General features: G+C 43.1%; 1 protein-coding gene. It reads right to left on the reverse strand.

Translation table 11 applies throughout. The features are described 5' to 3' along the window. Window positions 1-143: 143 nt before the first annotated feature. Window positions 144-4,418: a PAS domain S-box protein gene (locus VE944_RS12910; protein WP_324977575.1), complete on the reverse strand. Its 4,275-nt coding sequence runs from the start codon at window positions 4,416-4,418 to the stop codon at window positions 144-146. Window positions 4,419-4,532 lie beyond the last annotated feature (114 nt).

The following is a 4,532-nucleotide window of genomic DNA, read 5'->3' on the forward strand; positions in this document are numbered from 1 at the left end:
GCCTGCGGGGAGGGGTTGGGGGTGGGGTGAAATGACTGTGGAAATCGTAACTAATTAGGCGGACATGATATCAGGTTTTAACAGAAAGTTTTCTCAAAAACTCTTTCTTTCCTCCTGCCTTCTGCCTTCTGGCTGCTTCAAAATTAATTCTGTCCGATAAGATTAACGATCGCACTAGCTAATTCTGCTGGATCGACGGGTTTCGGTAGGTGTTTTTGAAATCCTGCTGCCATTGCTTGGTTGTAGTTAATCTCTCCAGCATAAGCTGTCAATGCGATCGCAGGAATTTGCCCACCTTGCTCTGGCGGTAATTTTCTCACTTCGCGCAGCAGCATATAGCCATCCATTAAGGGCATTCCAATATCGCTTAACAGGATATCTGGCTTTGATTGAGTTAGTATTTCCAGCGCTTCACTTGCTGATTCAGCTAATGTTACAGTTGCGCCATATTGTTCTAGCGCAAAGCTAAAAAACTCTCGCACATCAGCTTGATCGTCCACAAGCAAGATTTGGACTCCAGCAAGTAATGTGTCGTCAGTACTAAGTTCTGGTTGAGAAGCTTCATCACTTTCAACTCGCAATTCAGAATTTTTCAGCAAAGGTAGTCTGACTGTAAAAGTAGCTCCTTGTCCTTCTCCCAGACTCTCTGCCTGAACTGTACCACCGTGAAGTTCTACTAGATGACGCACAATTGCTAGCCCTAATCCCAGCCCGCCAAATATCCTGGTTGTCTTGGCATCTGCTTGTCGGAAGTAATCAAAGACGTAGGGCAAAAATTCCAGCATGATTCCCTTACCTGTATCAATCACCTGAATTTGGGCTTCTAACCCAACTTGCTCTAGACGCACTTCTACTCGTCCTTCTGTGGGTGTGAATTTAACGGCATTGGAAAGGAGATTCCACATTACTTGTTGCAAGCGATCGCCATCACCCAAAACCTTGCCGATATCAGGACTTAGCACCGTTTTTATTTCAATTGATTTGGCTTCTGCTGCTAAACGCACCGTTTCTAGTGCAGATGCGATCGCTACTTTCAAATCCACTGCATAAAGATTTAACCTGACTTTACCTTGTAAAATCCGCGAAACATCAAGTAAATCTCCAATCAGTTGGGTTTGTAACTTGGCATTACGCTCGATTGTTTCCAATGCCCGGATTCTTGTGGCTTCGTCAAACTTGCGGGTTCTGAGTAACTTCGCCCATCCTAAAATCGGATTTAGGGGAGTTCTAAGTTCATGGGAAAGGACAGCGAGAAATTCATCTTTAATCCGGTTGGCTGTCTCGGCTTGTGCCCTTGCAGTTTTTTCGGCTTCGTAAAGTTGAGCGCGGGCGATCGCTTGAGCACACTGCTGTCCCAGTGTCAACATAAATCCCCGGTCTTCTTCATTAAATATTTGTCCAATAGGAAAGCTGAATCCCAAAGCCCCAATTACTTTACCTTCTGCTACCAAGGGAATAGAAGCCCAGGCATTATTTGCTATAACAGTCACAATATCTGCTAAGTCGGGATATCTAGCAATCATGGCTGCTAAATTTTCTAAAAAAATCGGCTGCCCAGTTCTGACTGTTTCTGCTATTTGGTTAGGTGCTGTGATGGGAAAAGTTGCCCAAGTATTTATAAGTGTTTGCGGATAGCCAATTGCTTGCACAACTTTTAGGGTAGTACCTCCCTCAGTAAGTAAGACAACGGAACCACCAGTAGCTTCCAAGGCGGTAATGCCTTGGTTCACCACTACATCGGCTACCTGTTGGGGAGTTAAGGCTTCCGAGAAGGCAGCAGTTATTCTTTGCAAAAGTATGGTGCGATTGACAGACCGTTCACTTTCCTGGTATAGTTTTGCGTTGTCGATCGCTATTGCAGCCCGACGAGCAATATCCTCTGCTAAAGCCAAGTCTGTCTGTTGATAGTGCCGACCTGACTCGGCTGTAAAAAAAGAGATTGCTCCAAATAATTGCCCACGGGAACGAACTGGAATCACCATTAAAGAACGAATACCCAGGCTTCGCAGCAATTGCAGATGTTCCTCATTTTGAGCCATCTGTACAAAATTGTAGTCAGATAATTGGGGATAAAAGATAGAGATTCCCAATTCTAGCTGCTCTACAAGCTGTTTTGTTTTGGTTTTGGGTGGATAACGCCGTCGGATTTCGTCTAAAATACTTTGTTTTGTGGGATCGGCAATTGCGATCGCAATTTGTTTACTTGACCAATCTTCCTGGAAAACATCTACAATACACCAGTCGGCTAAGGTTGGAACTGCTAGATTAGCCACACTTTCCAAGGCGATTTCATAATCGAATGAGGCAGCTAGTAAGGTACTGGCTTCAACTAAAAACTGTTGTGTGGCTTCAACTCGTCGGCGTTCGCGCAGCGCAGCTTGCTGTTCGTGCAGCGCGGCAAGCCGTTCGCTAATATCTTCAATAATGCCTAAAGCATACTTTGGTTGTCCGTTATCATCCCAAACTACTGATGAAGTTAAATTTACCCAAACAATAGAACCATCTTTGCGGATGTAGCGTTTCTCTAGAGAATAACCACTAATTTCTTTTGCTAAAACTTGCCGAGCATTTTCCCAATCAATTTCTAAATCGTCAGGGTGGGTAATTTCCTCAAAGTTTAATTGGATTAACTCTTCATGGCTATACCCAGTAATTTCGCACAAGGCAGAATTAACTTGAAGAAATCGTCCATCCAACCCTACTAAAGTAATGCCAACAGCTGCCTGGTTGAACATTGCCCGGAACCTTTCTTCGCTTTCTCGTAAGGCAACTTCTGTTTGCTTTGCTGCTGTCACATCTGCCAAAATAATCCCAATCCCTATCCTTTCTCCCATTGCGTTGTTGACCGGGTAATAGTTACCCAGCCAGTAGCTATAACGTTCTGGTTGTTCCCTTGTGTTTCTACTGATTTCTACATTGAGTAGGGGTTCTCCAGTATCCAAGACGCGCTGTAACTGTAGCTCAAACTCAGGCGCCATCGCTGGCAATACTTCCCCAAATTTGCGTCCTAGATGTTCTTCTATGGTCAAACCGTTAATGTCAGCGAAAACTTGATTAATTCGGATATATCGCAGTTCCCGATCCAAAAAGCATACCGCAACGGGAGCAGCTGCTAAGAGCGCATCTAGAAGAGATAGAGATTCGGCATAATGGACTAAAGCCTGCTGGATATCTCGATAAAGTCGGGCATTTTCCACTGCTAAGGCAGCACGATGGCTAATATCTGTTGCTAAAGTTAGGTCAGTGCGATCGTAGCGACAGTCTGATTGGGTGCTGATAAAGCTAATAGTTCCGAAGACTCGCCCTTGTGCGATTAACGGCACAATCATCACAGACTTCATCCCCAATTGCCGAACAAGTTCTAAGTGTTCTTCATTCTGAGTACTTGCCACTAATAGCGAGTCAGAGATATCTGAGATTAATTCACTTTGCCCAGTTTGCAGTACTTTAGTAATTGCACTTGCACCCTTGTAATCTATGACATACTCCTGAAGTTTACGCGCTAACTCCGCTTTGGATGGGTCTGCATGGGCAATGGGTAGGCGGCGAATGGAACCATCTTCATTTAAAATATTAACGCTACACCAATCAGCAAGCTGGGGAACTGATATTTTAGCGATCTGTTCTAAGGTTTCTTCGTAATCTAGCGAAGTAGAGAGTAAACTACTAATTTGGGCAATATAGCCAAGTCTTTCTTCAGCCTGTTTGCGCTCAGTAATATTTACACTTACACAGATAATACCTTGAATGCTATTGTCTACATCCCTTAATGGTTCAACCAGCAAATCGTAGTAACCATTTTCTCCACCAATTGTCAGATAAACCTCTTCACGGGTTGAAATACCAGTTTCTAGTACTTTCTGCTTAATTGCTCTCAATTGCTTTGCTACTAAGGCTGGAAATAATTCATCATCTGACTTACCCAGCATTTCCTCAGCAGTGTTTAGACCTTGAAGATTATAAATCCACTGATATCGCAAATCGCGATCGTGCTGAAATACTACGATATCTGAACTACTTAACGCTAATCGAAATCGCTCCTCACAAACTCTGAGTTTTTGGAGATTTCCATCAGCCCGGTTTTTATCAGTCTTTAATCTCTCACATAAGATACTAAAGAGCAATCCTTGTAATGCAAACAATCCAATTCGCAGAAAATTGGATAAGTCAAAACTCAGATCATTAGCTGGGAGGAGAAAGAAGTAACTACTTAGGAATGCAGACAAGCCGGTTGCTAACAGCCCTGATTTCAAACCACCATACCAAGCACTCACCATTACAGCGCTAAAAAACAGCAAGAAAGGAGTTTCCTTCATGCTTAACCAGGGGTCTAGCATCAACATCAGCACTAATGCAAGTGCGACAATTAATACAACAATGCCATAACGCAGTAAGTGGGAATAACGAATATGGGGCATGAAAATGTTTTGGAATAACCAATACTTATTGCAAAGGCTCTATACACCCTAAGCTAGTTTGCAATTTTTAGTAATTTATCTCCAGATAGATTTTTATTTATTTAGAAAACTTCT

The organism is Nostoc sp. (genome assembly GCF_035638895.1).
In the GTDB taxonomy this organism is placed as follows: Bacteria; Cyanobacteriota; Cyanobacteriia; order Cyanobacteriales; family Nostocaceae; genus Nostoc.

Coding starts and splice junctions, on each gene's coding strand:
- VE944_RS12910 (WP_324977575.1), bottom strand. CDS start 4,418: ATGCCCCATATTCGTTATTCCCACTTACTGCGTTATGGCATTGTTGTA.